The sequence below is a fragment of the Skermanella sp. genome (assembly GCF_059503625.1).
Window position 1 is genome coordinate 1 of the sequence record NZ_JCACHA010000580.1, and the last position, 19,171, is coordinate 19,171.

Genomic DNA, 19,171 nt, shown 5'->3' on the forward strand with positions numbered 1-19,171 from the left:
CGAAGTATCCCGGCTCGCCCTATCGCCTGACCGCCGGCAGCGCCGCTACCGGCATGTGGCGCGGCATCAAGCTGTGGGAACAGGCCGTCATCGCCACGGACGGCGACCTGGACCGGGAGCCGGTGTCGAAGGCGCTCCAGACCACCAGGATCGCGGAAGGTCCCGGCGGCGGGGCGGAGATGGTACCCGGCACCGGCCATTGCCGCATGAACATGTATATCGCGGTCGCCAAGGCGGGGACCTACGACCTGATCTCCAAGTCGAGCAGCGCCGTGGAACCCAAGGAATGCGGGCCGGCCTGATGACGTATCGCGGAGTCCGATAGATGGCGGATGTGGTTCACAAGCCTGGAGCGGGAGAGGGGCGGCTGGCGTTCTCCCGGCCGTCGCGCCTGCCCCGGCTTCTCATGGTCGAGATCGCCGTTTTCCTGGCGCTGGCGGTGATGCCGCTGTTCCTGGAGTTCTTCTGGGTGGTCTTCCTGACCAAGGTGATGATCCTGGGCATGGTCGCCCTCAGCTTCGACCTGAACTGGGGCTATTCCGGGATCATGAGCTTCGGGCAGGCGCTGTTCTTCGGGACGTCGGCCTATGTCGTCGGGCTGCTGGGGCGCGACATGGATCTGGCGCAGGGGCTGATCACCCTGCCGCTGGGAGCGCTGGTCGGCATGACGCTGGCGCTGCTGATGGCGATGTTCCTGCTGCTGGGCAAACGGACGCCGACGGTGATCTTCGTGTCGCTCGGCACGCTGACCGGGTCCTATGCGGCGGAACGGCTGGCGGCGGCCTGGTACTATATCGGCGGCGCCAACGGGCTGTCGGGCATCCCCGTGCTGTCGCTGGGGCCGGTCGAATTCTTCGAGGGGCCGGAGTTCTACTATCTGGCCTTCGCGCTGCTGGCGGTCGTCTATCTGGGGTGCCGGTTCTTCGTGCGCTCGCAGTTCGGGCTGGTGCTGGCGGGAATGCGGGAGCAGGAGCGGCGGCTGGCCTTCTTCGGCTACCGGGTGCAGCTGTTCAAGGCCATCGTGTTCTCGCTGTCCGGCATGATCGCCGGGCTGGCCGGGGCGCTGTACGCCTATCACGAGGGGTTCGCCGGACCGCGCATCCTGGGGATCAACCTTTCGACCATGATCGTCCTGTATGCGCTGCTGGGCGGGTCCGGGACGCTGATCGGGGCGATCGTCGGCTGCGCCATGATCGAGGTCGGCAGCCTGTTCCTGGCGGATCAGCCGGTCATCCGCGACTTCTGGCCGGTCATCCTGGGCGTGCTGATGCTGCTGGTGATCCTGCTGAAGCCGACCGGCATCCTGGGCCTGTTCGTGCCGGAGCGGGAACGGATCGGGTCGTTCCGGCGGGAAAGCGGGACGGGGGGTGCGCCATGACGGCGGCGATGGCGGCTGCGGCGGCGGCTCCGATTTTGGAGATCCGGGGCGTGCATAAGGTCTTCGGGGCGCTGAAGGCGCTGGACGGGGTCGACATGCAGGTCCGGGCCGGGGAATTCCATGGGCTGATCGGGCCGAACGGGTCTGGCAAGAGCACGCTGATGAAGGCCATCGCGGGCGAGCATCTGCCGACGTCCGGCACCGTCACCTTCAAGGGCGGCGACATCACCAGGGCGACGCCGTCGGAGCGGTCCAGGGCGGGGATGTCGATCAAGTTCCAGATCACCAGCGTCCTGCCGGGACTGACCGTCTACGATAACGTGCTGCTGGCGACGCAGGCGCGCGAAGGCATCGGGTCGCTGCTGCGGTCGTCGTCGCGCCGGCGGCTGCACGGAAAGGTCTGGGCGGCGCTGGAACAGTTCCGTATGCTGCACCGGGCCGACGACGTGGCAAGCAGCCTGTCGCACGGCGAGCAGCAATGGCTGGAGATCGCCATGGCGATGGCGACCGGGCCGGACCTGCTTCTGCTGGACGAACCGACCGCCGGGATGAGCATAGAGGAACGCCGGATCACCGGCGAGCTGCTGGAGCCGATCCGGCGACGCTGCGCCGTCGTCATCGTCGAGCACGACCTGGATTTCATCCGCGAGATCTGCGACGTGCTGACCGTGCTGGACCAGGGCGCCGTGCTGAACAGCGGCACGATCGAGACGATTCAGAACTGCGAGAAAGTGAGGCAGGTCTATGTCCGTCGCACTTGACGTCGTCGGGCGGACGGTCCCGCCCGTGCGCGGACCCTCGGCGCTGGACGTGCAGGAGGTCTCGGCCTTCTACGGCACCAGTCAGGCGCTGTTCGACGTGTCGCTGCTGGTGCCCGCCACCGGAGGGCTGGCGGTGCTGGGCCGCAACGGCGCCGGCAAGACGACGCTGATGAAGACGATAGCCGGCGAGATGAAGGCGGCCACGGGGCGGATGTTCCTGGGCAAGTCGGAGATCACGGCGCTGCCGACCGAGCAGCGGATTCGGTCGGGGATAGGGTATGTGCCGCAGGAAGGGGCCGTCTTCGCCAAGCTGTCGGTGCGGGAGAACCTGAAGGTCGGGTCGCTGATGAAGCCGAAGTCGGATGCGATGGACCGCGTCATGGCGATGTTCCCCAAGCTGGGGACACGGCTGGACCAGCAGGCCGGCACGCTGTCCGGCGGCGAGCGCAAGATGCTGGCGGTCGGCCGGGCCTTGCTGGGGGAACCCCGGCTGCTGATCCTGGACGAGCCGACCGAAGGCGTCTGGATCGGCGTGATCGAGGAACTGGCCGACCGGCTGGGCGAGCTGTCGAAGACGATGGCGCTGATCATCGTCGAGCAGCACCTGGACCTCGCGCTGCGGGTAGCGACCCACGCGCTGGTCATGGCGCGGGGCCGGGTGGTGCTGGAGGGAGGAGCCGGCGAGATCGGCAGCCATCCAGAGCTGCTGCGGTATCTGGCGCCGTGAGGTGATGGGGTGTTTTTGTCATGGCGCCATTCCCCTAACCGTCATCCCCGGACTTGATCCGGGGATCTCCTCTCGAGAGGTGAGTGGGTATCGTCGGACGTCAGGTTGATGTCCTCATGTCAGCCGTTGCCGGGAGATCCCCGGATCAAGTCCGGGGATGACGGTTGGGGTTTCGAGGAGGACGATGGGGAAAGCGGTGCCCGGATGACGAAAGTTTGCGTAAATCGTTTCAATAAGGAGGAAGGGTCTCATGCCCATCAAGAAGCCGTCCCGTGAAGCGGTGCTGGATGTCGGCCGTACCATCGGCCTGTCGCTCACTTCGGCCGAGGCCGAGGAGTTCGCCGCGCTGATGGGGCCGAGCGTCGAGCAGTTCAATCAGGTCGACCGGATGCGCGACGAGTTGCCGGAGGTCAAGTATCCCCGGACGCCCGGCTACCGTCCGATGGTCGAGGACAACCCCTACAACGCGTGGTACGTCAAGACGACGGTCGAGGGCGCTCCGGGGGGCAAGCTGTCCGGCAAGACGGTCGTGCTGAAGGACAACATCATGCTGGCCGGCGTGCCGATGATGAACGGCTCGGCGACGCTGGAAGGCTATGTCCCGGAAATCGATGCGACCATCGTGACCCGGCTGCTGGACGCCGGGGCGACGATCGTGGGCAAGTCGCATTGCGAGGCCTTCTGCCTGTCGGGCGGCAGCCATACCAACATCACCGGCCCGGTCCACAACCCGCTGAAGCATGGCTACTCCGCCGGCGGTTCCTCGTCGGGGAGTGCTGCGCTGGTGGCGGCGGGCGAGGTCGATATGGCGGTCGGAGGCGATCAGGGCGGCTCGATCCGGATGCCGGCCTCCTTCTGCGGCATCTACGGGATGAAGCCGACTCACGGGCTGGTGCCCTATACCGGCATCATGCCGATCGAGATCTTCGTCGATCACACCGGCCCGATGACCAAGACGGTCAAGGACAACGCCCTGATGCTGGAGGTGATGGCCGGACCGGACGGCTACGATCCGCGCCAGTACGACGTGAAGACGGCGCCCTATGCCGAGATGCTGGAGGGCGGCGTCAAGGGCATGAAGATCGGCGTGGTCAAGGAGGGCTTCGGCCACCCGGACTCGGAAGAGGCGGTGGACGCGGCGGTGCGGCGCTCGGCGGAGCACTTCGCCAAGCTGGGCGCGACCGTGAAGGAAATCTCGATCCCGATGCACCGCGAGGGTGTCGCGATCTGGATGCCGATCGGCGTGCTGGGGCTGACCCAGACGATGATGTACGGCGACGGCTACGGGCTGAGCCGCCCCGACCTGTATGTGTCGAGCCTGATGGACCGGCACCATTCCTGGCGCCAGCGGGCCGACGAGCTGTCGGAAACGACCAAGCTGATGCTGCTGCTGGGGACTTACGTGCTGGATAAGCGGGGCGTCCAGCCCTATGGCAAGGCGGTCAACATCGCGCGGCGGCTGCGCGCGGCCTATGACGCGGCATTGGCCGATTGCGACCTGCTGCTGATGCCGACGACTCCGATGAAGGCGACCCCGATGCCGGAAGCGGATGCGCCGGTAACGTCCATCGTCAAGCGGGCCTTCGAAATGATCACGAACACGGCCCCCTTCGACATCACCCATCATCCCGCGATGGCCATCCCCTGCGGCCTGATCGACGGACTGCCGGCCAGCACGATGCTGATCGGCAAGCACTACGACGAAGCGACGATCTACAGGGCGGCCTACGCGTTCGAGCAGTCGGGCGGGGAGGAGTTGAAGGGATAAGGTGAAAGGCCGGACTTGAAGGGCGGAGCCGCTTTCAGCGGCTCCGGGCGCGGCGGGGGAGGTCGAACAGGGAGGTGTAGGAGGCGTTCTGGGCGGGGCGGGCGGGCTGGATCGGGATGACGTGGCGGTCGGCTTCGGTGTCGACTTCGACGTCCTCGAAACGGGCGCCCAGCTTGGCGAAGCGGCGTTCCAGTTCGGCCTCGGAGATCAGCCAGCCGCGCGGGCAGCCGGCGCGGGAGACCAGACCGTTGGAGTTGAGATCGTCGTCATCGTCGTCGGCGTCGAGATCGGCCACGGCGGGGGCCTGACGGACGAGCGGGGCGGTGGCCGAGCGGCGGTCGATGGCGGGGGGCGTCTGAGGCTGCGCCTGCGGACGCTCGGGGGTGGCGATACGGTCCGGCGTGCCGCGATGGTCCATCCGGCGCATCGGCGGACGCGGCAGGGGACGGGGAGAGTAACCCTGGGACTCGCCGCCGTTGTAGCGGGCCGTACCCTGATAGGAGGAGGTCTCCATCGGGCTGTCGAGCAGGTGGCGTCCGGACAGAGCCTGTCCGATCACAAAGGAGCTTTCATCCGGGCCGGCATCGTGATCGTTGTTCATGGTGCGCTTGTTCCATCCACAGCGAGATCTGTTAACACTTCGATACGGCTGTTTAGGTTAATGAATACTTACCCATTCCGATAAACTGGGTGCCCTCACCCATTATTTCCACGCCAGTTTAATTCATTGAAATTGCGAATAAATTCGACGGGATCGGGCCTATGATCGGGGAAAGCCCGTTATACCTAAATGCTTAATATCCACATCCTCCGGTCTATGACGGGATGGTTTGATCTAGGTCAAATTACAGCTACCGGTTACGGTCGCCGGAAGAACGCCGTTAACGTGGCGAATTGCCGCTCATGAAAAATTTACCAGCCTATGCGACCGCCGGCGAAACGCCCCTGCTTGCGCAGCCATTGCCTTCCGGCGGCATCGATTCGGCTCCTCTCCTGCCGAGGCAATCCATATTGTCGTACTCACAGCCGCTAACCCCTTCTCTCGGGTGTGGTGCAGATGTGACAACTGCGGCTAATGGGCCACATTTTCTGCATGGCTCCCCGGCGGAGATCGCACGGGATGCGGATCATTAGGGGGCGTATATACGGTCCTGTCTTCTCCCCAACACCTTCATCAGTGCTGTTCAAAGCCATGCTCGCCGCCGAAATTTTTGGCCTTGCCGGAGTCGTTGCCGGTTCATCCTGGGGTTTCCTCAAGGATCGCCGCGCTATTCTCGCCGTTCAGGCATTCGCCACCGTCATGTTCGGCATCCATTACGGGCTGCTCGGCGCCTGGAGCGGTGCGGGCATGTGCGTCATGACGCTGGTGCAGGCGACCGCCTCGCTGCCGCAGCAGCGGAGCCGGGCGACCACGATCCTGTTCTGGTCGACGGTCCCGATGATCGCGGTGCTGACGTTCCTGACCTGGAACGGCCTGGCATCGGCCGGCGCCGCGTTCGGCATGGCGATGGCGACGCTGGGGCGCTGGCAGAAGGATACCTTCAAGCTGCGCTGGTTCTTCGTGCTGTGCTCGATGGGGTGGGCGGCCCATAACGCGGTCGTCGGCTCGCCCTTCGGTCTGGCGTCCGACACCATGTGCTTCGTCAGCAACCTGTGGCGCTTGCGGTCCGAGCTGAGCCTGCGGCGTCTGCGCCATCGGGAAAGCCAAAGCGTTCCGGTGCTTTCCGGGGGACTCGCGTCAGGGCTGCCCGCCTCGGCCTAGAGTCTTCGCGGCCGCTTCCTCGATCCTACTCCAATGAACTGGATATCCCGCAGGGCCGTTTTGCACTGCGGGATGTTGTCTTTGTGAACAACGGGATTGAGAGAACACCATGCAGAACCTTTTCACCGCCAAGAACCCTTTCATGAGCATGTGGCTGTCGGCCGCGAATTCTTCCGCCGGCATGATGCGCGGCGCCTGGACCGCCGAGATGCATCGGCAGCAGCAGGAATTCGTCCAGAACTGGATCAAGATGTCGATGCAGATGTGGATGCCGATGCTGAACCCGCCTCGCGACCGCAAATAACCGGCATGTAACGGGTATCGGCCGGGCCGAAGACACGGGCCGGTCGATACCCGTCATGTTCAAGGGGTACCGCTGTCGTGTACGCGACGGGGTGAGCGCATCTTCCAAAGGGATGCGCATGTTGACGCAAGCCACCTATAGCTTTTTTGCACTGCAAAATTTCATGCTTTTTAAACCATGTGGGCCTATATGGAATGCAGTATATTGCACTGCACCATAAGGAGCTTCCCATGCGTCGCTTTCTCGGCCTTGCCACCGTTGCCGCTCTCCTCGTTCCTTCGATCGCTTCCGCCGCCGACGTCGTGAGCGCCCAGCAGGCCCGGACCGTAGCCTTGCGTGACGGTTCCGCCGTGGTCTTCTTCACGAACGCCGAAGACAAGTTCGAAGTCGTCACGACCGTCTCCGCCACCGAAGCCGCTCCGGCCCTGCGCTTCACGCACGATCTGGCCGCCGGCCAGTCCGCCACGATCGAGCTGAGCGGCGATGCCGGCGCGCCGGCCGCCAGTCTCGTCCTGACCCGCGACGGCGACAAGCTGCGCGTCGAGAGCGGCTCGAAGACGGCCTCCACCGGCCTCTGACGGCTTGATCCGAACCGGTGATTTGTTCCGGGACCATACCTAAAGATAAGGATGGTCCCTGGAACGGCCGCCGGAATAATCGGGCCGCTTTTTTGTTGATACTTGCAGATGAACAATCCGCTAGGTGTCGCCATGCGTGTCCGGCTACTGATCGCTTCCGCTTCCCTTCTCTTGATGTCCGTCCTTCCGGCAGCCGCCGATTGGGACAGGAATCGGGGATGGGACAGGGGCGGCAGGCATTATCAGGCCGATGGGCTCAAACGAGCCTGCAACTACGGCGACCGCCGTGCCTGCATCCAGTTGGGTGAGGTGATCGGCCGCCACCGCGAGGCCCGGCGCCAGCAGGAATGGCGGCGCGACCGCTTCGCGATGCCGGACCGGTACTATGAAGAGCGCTCCCGCTACTACCGTCCGCCTCCGCCGCCACCGGGCTTTTCCTGGCGCTTCGAGTCGCGGTAAGCCGCGTGTGAACCTTCACTCCGCGTCGCTGTTGGCGATGGCCTGAAGGGCTTTCCAGTTCTGTATGGCGAAGGCGTTGCCGTCGCGTGCGATGATGCCTTCCGCCTGCCACTGTCCCAGATGAAAATTCACCTTCTGCCGGCTGGCGCCGATCAATTGGCCCAGGTCGCGCTGAGTCGGGTTGCCCTTGAGCCGGGGAGTGCCGATTCCGGCGATGGGCTTCGGCGACTGTTTCGAGGCCTGGGCCGCTATCGTCAGCAGCAGCCGCGCCAGCCTGACGTTGACGGGGTGCAGCGTGACGCCTTCGACCTGATCGGTCGATCGCCGCAGCTTTTCCGACAGCATCGCGCAAAGGCGCAGCGCCGCCTCCGGGAACTGGCGCAGCGTGGCCGTAAAATCGGAGCGCTCCAGCGTCAGGACCAGCGTGTCCCCCATCGCCGTCGCGTCGGCGCTGCGCGACTGGCCGTCCAGCAGGCTCATCTCGCCGAAGATCTGGCCGGGTTCCATGATGGTCAGCAGCATCTCCCGCCCTTCCGCCGTATTGACGCCGATCCTTACCCGGCCCTCGACCACGATCATCAGCGTCGATCCCGGATCCCCCCGCATGAAGATCACTTCGCCGTCCTTGAAGCGGCGCGAGTTAAGCCGGGCGGCGATGGACTCCCGTTCCACCGGGGCGAAGTTTTCAAAGAAGGATGCGCGTGCGAGAAACTGCACTTTGCTCGGATGCGATAACGCTGCCATCAAGGCTCTCCTGGCTGCCCGGTCCTCGAAGCCGAAGATCGGGTTGACCTAAGATTGGACGAGTCCATCGACCTGTCGGGATGGTCGTTGATTTACCCAGTAATCGTGTATGCGGTCGTTTGAGCCACAGTGGTATTTTCAAGCCTCGCCGTTGGAAGCGGTGTGAAGGGCTGCACAGGTGCCGGTCATTTCCGTGCCGGCTACTTCGCCTGAGTCATTTCTGAGAAAGCCGCCCCGCGTCGAATCCTGCAAACTCCTTCCGGAGGAATCGATGCTCGGCATCCGACTCCTGGGCGAAATGGAGATATCGCGCGACGGGGAGCGGCTTGAACTGCCCCCCTCCCGGAAGACGCGCGGATTGCTGGCCTATCTTGCGCTGGCGAACCGCCCATTGCGGCGTGAGCGGCTCTGCGCGCTGCTGTGGGACGCTCCGGACGATCCGAAGGGAGCCTTGCGCTGGAGCCTGAGCAAGCTGCGGCCGATCGTCAACGAGCCCGACCGGGCCCGGATACTGGCGACCCGCGACCTCGTATCGTTCGATCCCGCCGGTTCGCATATCGATCTGGCTGCCGTCAGGACGCGGATCGGCGGCGGGATCGAGGGTGTCGGCACCGCCACGCTGATTGAACTGCAAGCCGAGTTCCGGGGCGATTTCCTGGAAGGACTCGAGCTTTCCGCCTGCCCGGACTTCGAAGTCTGGCGGATAGCCGTCCGGGAAGAGGCGCGGGCCCTCCACCGCCAGATCCTGTCGGCCCTGGTCGAGCGTCATGCCGGCGACTCCGACGCGGCACTGCCGTTCGCCCGCAGCGCCGTCGCCCTCGATCCGGACGACGCGGGCAGGCATTCGCTGCTGCTGCGTCTGCTCGCCGAGAGCGGCCGGCGGGACGCGGCCGAGGAGCAGTATGCCGTTTCCCTGCGCCAGCTTCGCGACCATGCCGCACCGGCCGAGCCGCTGGTGGCGGCGTGGCAGGACCTGCGGCGGAAGACGGCCGCCGCACCCGCCGCGGTGGAGCCGGCGCCGGGATCGGCGCAGGCGCCGGTGCCGGTTCAACCGGCGGTTCCAGCCGCGGTTTCGGGATTGGCCGGAGCTGAGCGGAAGGTCGCGACGGTGCTTGCCGCCTGCGTTCACCGGATCGCGGATGACGGCGCCGACCCGGAGGAACTGTCGAGGCAGGCGGATTTCCTGACGGCGCTCCGGCCGCTGGTCGAAAGCTTCGGCGGCACCCTGGAGGCCGCGCTGGGGACTTCGGCCGTCGTGCTGTTCGGCGTCGGGCGGACCCTGGAGGACCACGCCGTCCAGGCTTGCCGGGCGGCGCTCGCCATGCGGGCCGCCCTGGCGTCCGGCAGCGGGGGCGAGCTTTGCCTGTCGGCCTGCCTGGATTCGGGCGAGGTCCTGGTGCGGGAGACGGCGGCAGGCGGGATGGAAACCATCGGGCCCGCCATCCAGACCGCCGCGCGGCTGGTGCACCTGCTCCCCGCCGGGGTCGTGGCGGTGACATCGGCCGTCTTCGGCCGGACGGCGGGCTATTTCCGCTTCGCCGATCCGCGCGACTTCGCGCCGGATCACGCCGCAGGACCGGCGGCCTTGCGGAACTTGCTGGGCGCTACCCGTGCCCGTACCCGCTGGGACCTGACGGCGGCGCGCGGGCTCGACGCCTTCATCGGACGGGCGGCCGAACTCGTCACCCTTGAGGAAGCCCGCCGGAAGGCCGGCGCCGGGCAGGGCCGGATCGTGTCCATCGTGGGGGACGCCGGGATCGGCAAGTCCAGGCTGACGCATCACTTCGCCCAGGCGCTGCCGGACGCCGGCTGGACCCTGCTGCTTGCCGACAGCGCCCCGCACGAAACCGGCGCTTTCCTGCCGGTCCGCAGGCTGCTGCGCGGCTGGCTGGGCATCGCGGATACGGCCGAACCGGAGGCCGTGGCGGCCCGGCTGCGGGAGATGGTGGAACCGCTCGATCTTCTCCCGGCCGTTCCCGCCCTGTCCTGGCTGCTCGACCTGCCCGTCGAGAATCCGGACTGGACGCGGATGGGGGCTTCCCAGCGCCAGCGTTCGATCATCGACGGCGTCCTGGCGCTGCTGACCGCCCAGGCGCGGCGCGGACCTGTCGTGATCGTCATGGACGACCTGCACTGGGCCGACGAGGAAAGCATCGCTGTCATCGATGGGCTGGTTCGGATACTGCCGCCCGCCGCGATCCTTCTGCTGGTGACGTACCGGCCCGGTTTCCGCGATGCCTGGACGGCGCACAGCTGCTACACGCTGTGCCATCTGGCCCCCCTGACGGACGATCATGCCGACGCCCTGCTCAGCCGCCTGCTGGGTCCGGGCGAGGACCTGGACCCGGTCAAGCGCGGCCTGATCCGGCGTGCCGAGGGCAATCCCCTGTTTCTTGAGGAAATGACAAGGGCTCTGGTGGAAACCGGACGGCTGGAGGGACGGCCCGGCGCCTACCGCGCGGTCGGGGATGCCGATGACCTCGGCATGCCCGCCACGGTCCAGGACGTGATCGCGGCCCGGATCGGCCTGCTGGGGTCGCTGGAGAAGCAGGTGCTCCAGACGGCGTCCGTGCTGGGCCGGACGGTCCCCCTCGATCCGCTGCTGGCGGTCTGCCGCTACGGCGACGATGCCGTCCGGGATGCGCTGGCGGTACTGAACGACGCCGAGTTCCTGTACCAGACGCGTTTCCTCCCCTCCGCCGAATACAGGTTCAAGCACGAGCTGACCCGTCAGGTCGCCTATGGAAGCCTGCCCCGGCCCCGCCGCGTCGCGCTGCATGCGGCTGTCGCCGCCGCGATGGAAAGCCTGTGGCCCAACGGCCTTGCGGCTGTCGTCGATGCGCTGGCGGACCATAGCGAGGCGGGGGAGCAGTGGGACAAGGCCGCCCGCTACCTGATTCAGGCGGCGGCCAAGGCGAAGTCGCGCTACGGGCTGGCCCAGGCGATAGCCTTGGCCGAACGCGGCCTTGCCGCCGCCGAGAAGACCGGAGATCCGGACGAGCGATGCCGTATCGAAGCTTTGACCCTGCTGGGCGACCTGCTGAGCCTGCGCGGAGATCTGGCGGGAGCCAACGGGGCTTACGTGCAGGCGCTCGGTTTGGAAGAGGACGAACATCGCCGCCCCGCGATCGCCAACCGGCTTCACCGCCCGCTCAGCATAACGCGGGCCGGCGGACGGGTCGCCTATTACGAGCACGGGGCGGGATCGACGACGCTGGTCTTCATCCATCCCTTCGTCTACGGCCTGCCGGTGTTCCAGCCGCTGATCGAGGAACTGTGCCAGGAGTTCCGGATCATTACGATCGACCCGCGCGGCACCGGCGCATCGGACCCGCTGGCGCCCGGCTACGACATGCACGACCACACCGAGGACGTCCGCGCGGTGCTGGCGGAGGCCGGAGCCGGCGGACCGGTCGTCGGCGTCGGTATTTCCCGGGGCGTTCTGCTGCTGATCCGGCTTGCCGTGCTTCAGCCGGAGCTTCTCAGCAGGATGGTCCTGGTCGGGGCCTATTGGCGCCAGACCGTCGGTCTGGGGACGAAGGTCCCGGAAGGGGCGGAGGCCGGCGGCCTGACGGCGGCGCTGGAAGCCGGCGACCTGCGCCGCGCCGTCGAAGCCTTCGCGCCGACGATCTTCTCCGAGCCGGGGACGGAGGAGTTGCGCAAGCAGTTCATCGATCAGTGCCTCAACCTGCATGAGGATACCATCAGGCGCTTCTTCCCCTTCGATCCCAGGAACGATGTCACCGGGCTGCTGGAGCGAGTCGCCGTCCCGACGCTGCTGGCCCATGGCGGCGACGACCGGGACGTGCCCTTCGCCGCCGCCCGCGAGATGGCGGGCCGGATACCGGGAGCGTCGCTCTACTGCTTTGAAGGAAAGGGTCACCTGCCGACCTTCACCGCCACGGCGGAGTTCTGCGACGTGCTGAGGCGCTTCGTGCGGGGGTGAGGGTGCACGGCGTCATTCTTCGGTGCGGGAACCGTTGCTCCGACTATCACTCCGCCAGTTCGCGCATGACCTTGATAAGGTCGGACTTGCCCTCGAAGCCGATGCCGGGCAATTCGGGCATGACGATGTGCCCGTCCTGGACACGCACACCGTCCGGGAAGCCGCCATAGGGCTGGAAAAGGTCCGGGTAGCTCTCGTTGCCGCCGAGCCCGAGGCCGGCGGCGATGTTGAGCGACATCTGGTGTCCGCCGTGCGGGATGCAGCGCGACGGCGACCAGCCGAACTGATCCAGAACGTCAAGGGTGCGCAGGTATTCGACCAGGCCGTAGGACAGGGCGCAGTCGAACTGCAGGAAATCCCGGTCGGGCCGCATCCCGCCGTAGCGCAGGAGGTTGCGCGCATCCTGGTGCGAGAACAGGTTCTCGCCGGTCGCCATCGGGCCGGGATAGAACTCGGACAGGGCGGCCTGGAGAGCGTAGTCCAGCGGGTCGCCGACCTCTTCGTACCAGAACAGGGGATAGTTGCGCAGCATCTTGGCGTAGGCGATGCCGGTCTCAAGATCGAACCGCCCGTTCGCGTCGACCGCGAGTTGCGCCTGCGAACCGATTTCGGCGAGTACCGCCTCGATACGGCGCTGGTCCTCGTCGATGGAGGCGCCGCCGATCTTCATCTTCACGACGTTATAGCCGCGGTCGAGATAGCTGCGCATTTCGGCCCGGAGAGCGGTGTCGTCCTTGCCGGGATAGTAGTAGCCGCCGGCCGCGTACACGAAGACCCTCGGGTCCGCCTCGCGGCCCTTGCGTTCGGCCAGCAGGCGGAAGAGCGGCTTGCCCGCGATCTTTGCCGTGGCATCCCAGATGGCCATGTCGAGGGTGCCGACCGCCACCGAACGCTCGCCGTGACCCCCGGGCTTCTCGTTCGTCATCATCGCGGCCCAGATCCTGTGCGGATCGAGGTTGTCGCCGCTGTCGTCGAGCAGGCTCTCCGGAGCCGCCTCGAGGATCCGGCCGCGGAAGCGTTCACGGATCAGGCCGCCCTGGCCGTAGCGGCCGTTCGAGTTGAAACCGTAGCCGACCACGCGCCGCCCGTCGCGGACGACGTCGGTGACCACCGCCACCAGGCTCGCGGTCATTTTCGAGAAGTCGATATAGGCGTTGCGGATCGGCGAAGCGATCGGCTTGGTGATCTCACGGACGTCGACGATACGCATGGATGGTCTCCCCAGGATAAGACGTGCCAGACCCTCATGGCGGAGTTCCTCCTGTTGTCTGCGCGTGGGCGGCGGAACAAGGGACTCCCCATGCGGGAGCTTGACTATCAACTACTTCTGGACGCCGCCGATTGGCCAATGCCAAGATCGGTTCGCCTTATGCAGGATCGGTATCGCCATGGATCTGGACTGGCTCAAGGACTTCCTGGCGCTGGCGGAGCAGAAGAATTTCTCGCGCGCGGCGGACGCGCGCAACGTGTCGCAACCGGCTTTCAGCCGTCGCATCCGCGCCCTGGAGGATTGGATCGGCGCAGCGCTCTTCGTGCGCGGCGCCCAGGGAGCCACCCTGACGCCGGCCGGCAGCCATTTCCTGCCGCTGGCCGACGATCTGATGCGCAACCTGCATCGGGCGCGCCGCGACACCAGGGCCATGGGCGAGCACGGGGGAACGACGCTGTCGATCGCCGCGACGCACGCTCTGTCATTTACGTTCTTTCCCGCCTGGATACGCGGGCACATGCGTTTCGAGGCTCTCGGCACCCTCAACCTGATCTCGGACAGCATGGAAGCCTGCGAGGAGATCATGCTCGGCGGCGAGGTGCATTTCCTGTTGTGCCACTTTCATGCGGACGCACCGACGCGCTTCGAGCCCTCCCGGTTCCAGAGCGTCCATGTGGGCGACGACGTGCTGGTTCCGGTCTGCGCGCCGGACGCGGAGAACCGCCCGGTCTGGCCGCTTCCAGGCATTGGAGGAAGACAGACGAGGTTGCTCGCCTACAGCCAGGCTTCCGGGCTTGGCAGGATCTTGGCTGCACATCGAGGCGGCAGGGACGGGATCGCCGGCCTGGAGACCGTCTTTACCTCCCATCTCGCCGCAACGCTGCTGACCATGGCCCGCGAAGGGCACGGCGTCGCCTGGCTTCCCCTGACGCTGGCCGCGGAAGACCTGACACGCGCGCGTCTGGTCCGCGCGGGACCGGAGCAGTTCGACATTCCCATCGAGATCAGGCTTTTCAGGGCCTTCGATCGCCGCAACCACGCCGCCGACGAGTTGTGGCGTCTTCTGAGCGGGAGCCGGCGGCATTGAAGATCGACCGGTAACTTCCGGCAGAAATGTCGGGCTGAAGAGGCCGGACCTACGGCAGGCTACGGCAGGGGTGTCTTCACCGGTCGCCTGTTCGGTCCCTGGTGCTACTCCTCCCTGAACGCGGCGCGGAAGGTGTCGCTGATGGGTTGCAGCAGGTATTCCATCATGGTGCGCTCGCCGGTCACGATCATGGTTTCCGCCGGCATGCCGGGCTGGAGCTGGCGGGTGCCCAGCTTGGCGAGTTCCTTCGCATCGACGGCGATCCGGGCAGTGTAATATGTGACGCCGGTCCGTTCCTCCGTCATCGCGTCGGCCGAGACCAGCGAGACCGTGCCTTCCAGTTGCGGCGTGGTGCGCATCTTGAAGGCGCTGAAGATCACCTTCGCCGGCAGCCCGGCATGGACGACGTCGATATCGGTCGGACGCACCTTCGCCTCGATCACCAGCCGGTCGTCCCGGGGCACGAGATCGAGGATCGCGCCGCCGGGGGGGACGACGGCGCCGGGGGAGAAATAGCGCAGGCGGACGACGGTGCCGGCTTCCGGCGCCGCGACGTCGCGGCGGCCCTGGCGGACCTGGGCGGAGGCCAGCTTCTCGCGCACTTCGGCCAGCCGCATCTGCACTTCGCGCAGTTCGGTCGCGACTTCGCGCTGGTCGTCCGCTTCCATGCGGATGATCTCCAGCTCCGCTTCGGCGATCGCTTCGCGCGCCTGGGCGATGCGGTTGGCGTATTCGCCCTGTTCGCCTTCCAGATCGACGGCCTGACGCTTCAGCGCCAGCAGGCGCGGCTTGCGTTCCAGGCCCTTGTCGGCCAACTCCTGGACTCCGACCAGTTCCTCGCGGATCAGGGCCGACTGGCCGCGTCCCGATGCCAGTTGCGCGTTGAGCGCGCCGATCTGGGCGTCGTACTGCGCGATGCGCTGGCGCGTGACGGTGATGCGGCCGTGGAGGGAAGCGCGGCGGCTGTCGAAGATGCGTTCCTGGCCGGTCAGGATCTCGTCCATTTCAGGGTCGGTGCGGAGTACGGCCAGGGCGGGCGGAAAGATCAGGCGATCCGCGTGGCGCTGCTCGGCAAGCAGTCTCGCTTCCTGGGCGGAATAGGCGCGGCGCTGGCCTTCCAGCAGGGTCACGACGGAGCGGGTCTCCAGGTCGTCCAGCCGCATCAGCACCTGTCCCGCTTCCACATGGTCGCCGTCGCGCACCAGGATCTCGGCGATGACGCCGCCGTCCAGGTGCTGCACCGTCTTGCGGTTGGTGTCGGCGGTGACGACGCCGGGCGCCACGGCGGCGCTCGACAGCGGCGCCAGCACCGCCCAGGTGCCGAAACCGCCGAATCCGGCGACTGCCATGAAGATGCCGGCTGCCAGCGTGCGCGCGACCGGCGGCTTGTCGGCGAGGGCGGCGGCGGTGGACGGGGCGGCGGGAGATGCATAAGCGAGCGATGTCATGACAGCTTCCTCACGATGCCGTTTGCGGCACGGCGGATTGGGGCACGGGCTGGTTCTTGGCGGGGACGGCCTGGACCTGATGGCGGGTCAGGCGCTCGATCACGTCGGCGCGCGGGCCGAACATGTGCAGGCGGCCTTCGCGCAGCATCAGGACGCGGTCGGCTTGGGCCAGGGTGCTGGGCCGGTGGCCGACGATCACGACGGTCGCGCCGGCCTGCTTGATGGCGGCGATGGCCCGGTTGAGCGCTTCGTCGCCCTCCACGTCCAGGGCGGAGTTCGGTTCGTCCAGCACGACCAGCCTGGGCTGTCCATAGAGGGCGCGGGCCAGCCCGATCCGCTGCCGCTGTCCGCTGGACAGCATGGCCCCGCCTTCGCCGATCTCGGTGTCGTAGCCGCTGGGCAGGCGCAGGATCATGTCGTGGCAGTCGGCCAGCCGGGCGGCGGTCACTACGGCTTCCGGGTCGGGGGTGCGGAGCCGGGCGATGTTGTCGGCGATCGTGCCGGCGAAAAGCTCGACGTCCTGCGGCAGGTAGCCAAGGTGCCGGCCGATGTCGTCGCGCCTCCAGGAGAAGATCTCCGCCCCGTCGAGCCGGACGGTGCCGGCGGTCGGGGGGTGCAGGCCTACCAGCATGCGGGCCAGCGTCGATTTGCCGGCGGCGGAGTGGCCGATCACGGCGAGGGCTTCGCCCGGCGGGACCTCGAACGTTATCCCGGCCAGGATGGGCTTCTGCCCGTCGGGCATCCGGAAGACCAAGTTCTCGACCGTCAGGTGGCCCTTGGGGGCGGGCAGCGGCAGTCCCGCCGGCCGGCGTGCCGGACGGTTGAAGAACTCATTCAGCCGCTGGCGGGCGGCGCGGGCGTTGGAGACCTGCTTCCAGCCGCCGACCGCCAGTTCGACCGGCTGGAGCGCCCGGCCCAGCAGGATCGAGCCGGCGATCATGGTGCCGCCGGTGATTTCGTGGCGAACGACCAGCCACGCGCCCAGCCCTAGGATCGCGATCTGGACCATCTGGCGCAGGAACTTGGTGGCGTTGACCAGCACGGCGCCTCTGGTCATGACGGTCGCCTGATATGTCAGCTGGACTTCGTGATCCATTTCCCAGCGGCGGATCAGTCCCGGCATCAGGTCCATCGCCTCGACCGCCTCGGCATTGCGGAGAGCCGAGTCGGCGGTCCGCATCGCCCGGCGGTTCGCCATCCCGGCGGCGGCCAGAGGCTTGGCCGTGACGTGGCTGTTGACCAGGGCCAGCGCGAACAGCACGATTGCGGCGCCGGCCGCCATGTGGCCCAGGACCGGGTGCAGCAGGTAGATCACCGCCAGATAGACCGGGACCCACGGGGCGTCGAACAGGAAGGTGATGCCGCCGCCGAAGAACCCGCGCAGGCTGTCCAGGTCGCGGAGCGCGTCCATCCGGTCGCCGCGCCCGGCCAGCACGCCGTCGAGCGAGCGCTCCAGCGCAGGCGCCGACAGCCGCCGGTCCAGCCATTCGCCGAGCTGGCCGAGCATGCGCGAGCGGACGAAGTCCAGCGCCGACATCAGCGCCAGCGCGCCGCCTGCGGCCAGCGTCAGGAACGCCAGCGTGGCGAGACTGCCCGACGCCAACACCCTGTCGAAGACCTGCATCATATAGAGCGAGGAGGTCAGCATCAGGATGTTGATCAGCAGGCTGAAAGCCGCGATCCAGAGGAGAGGCTGGCGGCACCGTGCCAGCGCCGCGGCCAGGGGCCGGTCGTTCGACATGATCAATCGTTCCCGGTGGAGGGAGATCAAACGGTAAGGCTATGCGAAAAGCCCCGGCGGAAGGCTGTGCCTCCCGCCGGGAAACCGGCGCGTCCGCGCGGCGTCAGACGATGAATACCGTGTCGATGCCGTGCTGGAAGTCGGTGATGATGTCGCCGGCGCCCTTGTAGAAGGTGTCTGCCCCCAGGCCGCCGGTCAGGACGTCATGCCCGGCGCCGCCCTTCAGGATGTCGTGGCCCTTGCCGCCGGTGAGCACGTCGTCGCCGTCGCCGCCGTACAGCTTGTCGTCGCCCGAACCGCCGACCAGGATGTCCTTGCCCTTGTCGCCGTAGGCTTCGATGTCGACATGGGTCTTGGAACCGTCGAGCACGTCCTTGCCGTCGCCGCCGTTGAAGACGATCTTGTGCAGGTCGGTGCCCGAGAGGTCCTTGACGGTGAACTTGTCGTCGCCGCCGCCGCCGTTGACCACCAGCTTCTCGATGTTCTTGTCGTTCAGGGTGAACTTGCCGAGGTTGACGCGGTCGAACAGGAAGTCGTTGCCGCCGGCCTTCACGACGAACTCGTCACCCGCCTGATTGGCGCCGTTGACCACCTGGGTATCGGTTCCGGCTCCGCCGTTGTTGGTGTCTGAACCGTCGCCGTTGTTCCACACGATGGTATCGTGGCCGGAGCCGCCGTTGTGCTTGTCGTCACCCTTGTTGCCGACCAGCAGGTCGTCGCCGTGGTCGCCGTTCAGTTCGTCCGCCGCGGAGCCGCCGAACAGCTTGTCGCTGCCGTCGCCGCCCCAGGCCTTGATCTTGACTTCGGTGGCGCTGCCGTCGAGTTCGTCGTGCCCCTTGCCGCCGTTGAACCAGACTTCCGTCAGGTCCGTACCGGCAAGGCTGTGGATCTTGAAGATGTCCTTGCCGCCGTTGCCGTTCAGCTCGAGCTTCTCGATGTTCTGGTCGTTCAGGGTGAAGGGGAAGGGGCTGACGCGGTCGAACAGGAAGTCGTGGCCGCCGGCCTTGAGCGCGAACTTTTCGTCGCCGTCGCCGCCGTTGACTTCCTGCACGTCGTGGCCGCTGCCGCCGTCGTTGAAATCGGAGCCGTCGCCGTTGTTCCAGACGATGCGGTCATGACCATGGCCGCCGTTGCTGCGGTCGCTGCCACGGTCGCCGATCAGCGTGTCGTTGCCGCCCTTGCCGTTCAGGACGTCGTCGCCGTCGATACCCCGGATCAGGTCGTTGCCGTTGCCGCCGTCAAGAACGTTGTTGCCGTT

17 protein-coding genes are annotated in these 19,171 nt (G+C 66.7%); 11 read left to right on the forward strand and 6 right to left on the reverse strand.

The genetic code is table 11. The features are described from left to right. The 5 genes from AC5JJ6_RS14225 to AC5JJ6_RS14245 all read left to right on the forward strand — a co-directional run. Positions 1 to 302: hypothetical protein (locus tag AC5JJ6_RS14225; RefSeq protein ID WP_496042677.1), on the forward strand; the 302-nt coding region annotated here is incomplete at its 5' end. 23 nt (positions 303 to 325) lie between these two features. Further along, positions 326 to 1,378: a branched-chain amino acid ABC transporter permease gene (locus AC5JJ6_RS14230; RefSeq protein WP_496042678.1), complete on the forward strand. Its 1,053-nt coding sequence runs from the start codon at positions 326 to 328 to the stop codon at positions 1,376 to 1,378. Beyond that, positions 1,375 to 2,139 carry an ABC transporter ATP-binding protein gene (locus AC5JJ6_RS14235; protein ID WP_496042679.1) on the forward strand — a complete coding sequence of 255 codons (765 nt, stop codon included), beginning with the start codon at positions 1,375 to 1,377 and terminating at the stop codon, positions 2,137 to 2,139. The genes AC5JJ6_RS14230 and AC5JJ6_RS14235 overlap by 4 nt, the downstream gene beginning before the upstream one ends. Further along, positions 2,123 to 2,866, forward strand: coding sequence for a branched-chain amino acid ABC transporter ATP-binding protein (locus tag AC5JJ6_RS14240; RefSeq protein WP_044432470.1), 744 nt, complete (start codon positions 2,123 to 2,125; stop codon positions 2,864 to 2,866). Before AC5JJ6_RS14235 ends, AC5JJ6_RS14240 begins: the two co-directional genes overlap by 17 nt. Before the next feature lie 250 nt (positions 2,867 to 3,116). Continuing rightward, positions 3,117 to 4,634: an amidase gene (locus tag AC5JJ6_RS14245; protein ID WP_496042680.1), complete on the forward strand. Its 1,518-nt coding sequence runs from the start codon at positions 3,117 to 3,119 to the stop codon at positions 4,632 to 4,634. A 34-nt stretch (positions 4,635 to 4,668) separates the two neighbouring features. Here the strand turns inward: AC5JJ6_RS14245 and AC5JJ6_RS14250 are convergent, their stop codons facing one another. Beyond that, positions 4,669 to 5,235, reverse strand: coding sequence for a hypothetical protein (locus AC5JJ6_RS14250; protein WP_496042681.1), 567 nt, complete (start codon positions 5,233 to 5,235; stop codon positions 4,669 to 4,671). Positions 5,236 to 5,826: 591 nt separating this feature from the next. Between AC5JJ6_RS14250 and AC5JJ6_RS14255 the strand changes: the two genes are divergently transcribed. From AC5JJ6_RS14255 to AC5JJ6_RS14270, 4 genes are all read left to right on the forward strand, one after another. Next, entirely contained in the window at positions 5,827 to 6,396 is a 570-nt protein-coding gene (locus tag AC5JJ6_RS14255) for a YgjV family protein (RefSeq protein ID WP_496042682.1), read from the forward strand. A gap of 109 nt (positions 6,397 to 6,505) precedes the next feature. After that, positions 6,506 to 6,700 (forward strand): hypothetical protein, encoded by a 195-nt coding sequence (locus tag AC5JJ6_RS14260; protein ID WP_496042683.1) that lies wholly within the window; start codon positions 6,506 to 6,508, stop codon positions 6,698 to 6,700. Between the two features lie 230 nt (positions 6,701 to 6,930). Then, positions 6,931 to 7,278 carry a hypothetical protein gene (locus AC5JJ6_RS14265; RefSeq protein WP_496042684.1) on the forward strand — a complete coding sequence of 116 codons (348 nt, stop codon included), beginning with the start codon at positions 6,931 to 6,933 and terminating at the stop codon, positions 7,276 to 7,278. 108 nt (positions 7,279 to 7,386) lie between these two features. Then, entirely contained in the window at positions 7,387 to 7,737 is a 351-nt protein-coding gene (locus tag AC5JJ6_RS14270) for a hypothetical protein (protein ID WP_496042685.1), read from the forward strand. Positions 7,738 to 7,752: 15 nt separating this feature from the next. On the opposite strand, the gene AC5JJ6_RS14275 is transcribed toward AC5JJ6_RS14270, so the two are convergent. Next, positions 7,753 to 8,481: a Crp/Fnr family transcriptional regulator gene (locus AC5JJ6_RS14275; RefSeq protein ID WP_496042686.1), complete on the reverse strand. Its 729-nt coding sequence runs from the start codon at positions 8,479 to 8,481 to the stop codon at positions 7,753 to 7,755. A 271-nt stretch (positions 8,482 to 8,752) separates the two neighbouring features. On the opposite strand from AC5JJ6_RS14275, the gene AC5JJ6_RS14280 reads away from it, so the two are divergent. After that, positions 8,753 to 12,427 (forward strand): ATP-binding protein, encoded by a 3,675-nt coding sequence (locus AC5JJ6_RS14280; RefSeq protein ID WP_496042687.1) that lies wholly within the window; start codon positions 8,753 to 8,755, stop codon positions 12,425 to 12,427. A 46-nt stretch (positions 12,428 to 12,473) separates the two neighbouring features. On the opposite strand, the gene AC5JJ6_RS14285 is transcribed toward AC5JJ6_RS14280, so the two are convergent. Beyond that, entirely contained in the window at positions 12,474 to 13,637 is a 1,164-nt protein-coding gene (locus AC5JJ6_RS14285) for a mandelate racemase/muconate lactonizing enzyme family protein (RefSeq protein WP_496042688.1), read from the reverse strand. A gap of 178 nt (positions 13,638 to 13,815) precedes the next feature. On the opposite strand from AC5JJ6_RS14285, the gene AC5JJ6_RS14290 reads away from it, so the two are divergent. Further along, positions 13,816 to 14,724, forward strand: coding sequence for a LysR family transcriptional regulator (locus AC5JJ6_RS14290; RefSeq protein WP_496042689.1), 909 nt, complete (start codon positions 13,816 to 13,818; stop codon positions 14,722 to 14,724). A 104-nt stretch (positions 14,725 to 14,828) separates the two neighbouring features. Here AC5JJ6_RS14290 and AC5JJ6_RS14295 read toward each other — a convergent pair whose 3' ends face one another. The 3 genes from AC5JJ6_RS14295 to AC5JJ6_RS14305 form a co-directional block, all read right to left on the reverse strand. Beyond that, positions 14,829 to 16,172 carry an HlyD family type I secretion periplasmic adaptor subunit gene (locus AC5JJ6_RS14295; RefSeq protein ID WP_496042690.1) on the reverse strand — a complete coding sequence of 448 codons (1,344 nt, stop codon included), beginning with the start codon at positions 16,170 to 16,172 and terminating at the stop codon, positions 14,829 to 14,831. Positions 16,173 to 16,182: 10 nt separating this feature from the next. Further along, positions 16,183 to 17,913, reverse strand: coding sequence for a type I secretion system permease/ATPase (locus tag AC5JJ6_RS14300; protein WP_496042691.1), 1,731 nt, complete (start codon positions 17,911 to 17,913; stop codon positions 16,183 to 16,185). Between the two features lie 103 nt (positions 17,914 to 18,016). Beyond that, the coding region (locus AC5JJ6_RS14305) for a calcium-binding protein (protein WP_496042692.1) at positions 18,017 to 19,171 on the reverse strand (1,155 nt) is incomplete at its 5' end.

Coding starts and splice junctions, on each gene's coding strand:
- AC5JJ6_RS14230 (WP_496042678.1), top strand. CDS start 326: ATGGCGGATGTGGTTCACAAGCCTGGAGCGGGAGAGGGGCGGCTGGCG.
- AC5JJ6_RS14235 (WP_496042679.1), top strand. CDS start 1,375: ATGACGGCGGCGATGGCGGCTGCGGCGGCGGCTCCGATTTTGGAGATC.
- AC5JJ6_RS14240 (WP_044432470.1), top strand. CDS start 2,123: ATGTCCGTCGCACTTGACGTCGTCGGGCGGACGGTCCCGCCCGTGCGC.
- AC5JJ6_RS14245 (WP_496042680.1), top strand. CDS start 3,117: ATGCCCATCAAGAAGCCGTCCCGTGAAGCGGTGCTGGATGTCGGCCGT.
- AC5JJ6_RS14250 (WP_496042681.1), bottom strand. CDS start 5,235: ATGAACAACGATCACGATGCCGGCCCGGATGAAAGCTCCTTTGTGATC.
- AC5JJ6_RS14255 (WP_496042682.1), top strand. CDS start 5,827: ATGCTCGCCGCCGAAATTTTTGGCCTTGCCGGAGTCGTTGCCGGTTCA.
- AC5JJ6_RS14260 (WP_496042683.1), top strand. CDS start 6,506: ATGCAGAACCTTTTCACCGCCAAGAACCCTTTCATGAGCATGTGGCTG.
- AC5JJ6_RS14265 (WP_496042684.1), top strand. CDS start 6,931: ATGCGTCGCTTTCTCGGCCTTGCCACCGTTGCCGCTCTCCTCGTTCCT.
- AC5JJ6_RS14270 (WP_496042685.1), top strand. CDS start 7,387: ATGAACAATCCGCTAGGTGTCGCCATGCGTGTCCGGCTACTGATCGCT.
- AC5JJ6_RS14275 (WP_496042686.1), bottom strand. CDS start 8,481: ATGGCAGCGTTATCGCATCCGAGCAAAGTGCAGTTTCTCGCACGCGCA.
- AC5JJ6_RS14280 (WP_496042687.1), top strand. CDS start 8,753: ATGCTCGGCATCCGACTCCTGGGCGAAATGGAGATATCGCGCGACGGG.
- AC5JJ6_RS14285 (WP_496042688.1), bottom strand. CDS start 13,637: ATGCGTATCGTCGACGTCCGTGAGATCACCAAGCCGATCGCTTCGCCG.
- AC5JJ6_RS14290 (WP_496042689.1), top strand. CDS start 13,816: ATGGATCTGGACTGGCTCAAGGACTTCCTGGCGCTGGCGGAGCAGAAG.
- AC5JJ6_RS14295 (WP_496042690.1), bottom strand. CDS start 16,172: ATGACATCGCTCGCTTATGCATCTCCCGCCGCCCCGTCCACCGCCGCC.
- AC5JJ6_RS14300 (WP_496042691.1), bottom strand. CDS start 17,913: ATGTCGAACGACCGGCCCCTGGCCGCGGCGCTGGCACGGTGCCGCCAG.